This window comes from Oleiphilus sp. HI0043, assembly GCF_001634935.1.
In genome coordinates, this window is sequence record NZ_LWEY01000289.1 from 1 (window position 1) to 1,083 (window position 1,083).

A 1,083-nucleotide genomic window follows, 5' to 3' on the forward strand; every position below is an offset into this window, starting at 1 on the left:
CATCTCGTTCCACCAAACCAACCAGTTAAAGGTACTAAGCAAGGTGCCAAGATGAGCCAGAATAGAAAAGCGGCTCAAAGACCAGGAAATAAGAACAAGCAGGGAAATAGAAAGAATCAAAAGGGAAAGATTCTGACCCAGCATACTGGCCTTCCTCCCCGTAAAAGTAAGTAAGAATATTTAACAGACCTAAAAGTGTGCAGCAATACTCACAAATTTGTATTGCTGCACAACAATCCCTATAATCCGCCCCCCCGTTTAAACGACATTTTAATGACCGAGAGAAGCCTTCTCTCAACCAGAGGTATTCATGTTCGAACCCCGCGCAAGCTCGCATCTCAGTATCAAGAACGACGTCCTATCCGGCTTAACCGTTGCATTGGCGCTAGTCCCTGAAGCTGTTGCATTTGCCTTTGTTGCAGGCGTGGAGCCAATTGTTGGTTTGTATGCTGCTTTCATGGTCGGACTCATTACGGCTTGTATCGGTGGTCGACCAGGAATGATTTCGGGTGCTACCGGTGCTCTTGCCGTTGTTATGGTATCGCTGGTCGCACAACACGGTGTTGAATACCTCTTTGCTACGGTAGTTTTAATGGGAATCATACAAATTGCGGCAGGCATGCTAAAACTAGGCAAGTTTATTCGCATGGTTCCCCACCCGGTTATGCTTGGCTTCGTTAACGGCCTCGCGATTGTGATTTTCCTCGCTCAACTTAGCCAGTTTGGAGAAAACAACGGCACGGGCTGGTTGCAAGGAACAGGACTAGAAGGTTCCATTATTGATATTGCCTGGCTCGAAAGTAATGCCATGATCACAATGCTTACTCTCGTTTTTGCTACCATGGCTATTATTCATTTCTTACCCAAATTAACCAAGGCGATACCTTCATCACTGGCAGCCATTGTCATTGTCTCTTTGGTCGTCATTTTCTTTGGCCTTGATACTCGAGTGGTAGGTGACGTTGCATCAATTTCCGGCTCTTTACCTAGTTTTAGCATTCCATCAGTGCCTTTCACTCTGGAGACATTGTGGATCATCTTGCCTTATTCTTTTATATTGGCAGCGATTGGCTTGATTGAATC

The 1,083-nt window shown here is 45.6% G+C and carries 1 protein-coding gene; it reads left to right on the plus strand.

The genetic code is table 11. The features are described 5' to 3' along the window. Positions 1–310: 310 nt before the first annotated feature. On the plus strand, positions 311–1,083 hold a 773-nt coding region (locus A3729_RS04170; protein ID WP_197475550.1), incomplete at its 3' end, for a SulP family inorganic anion transporter.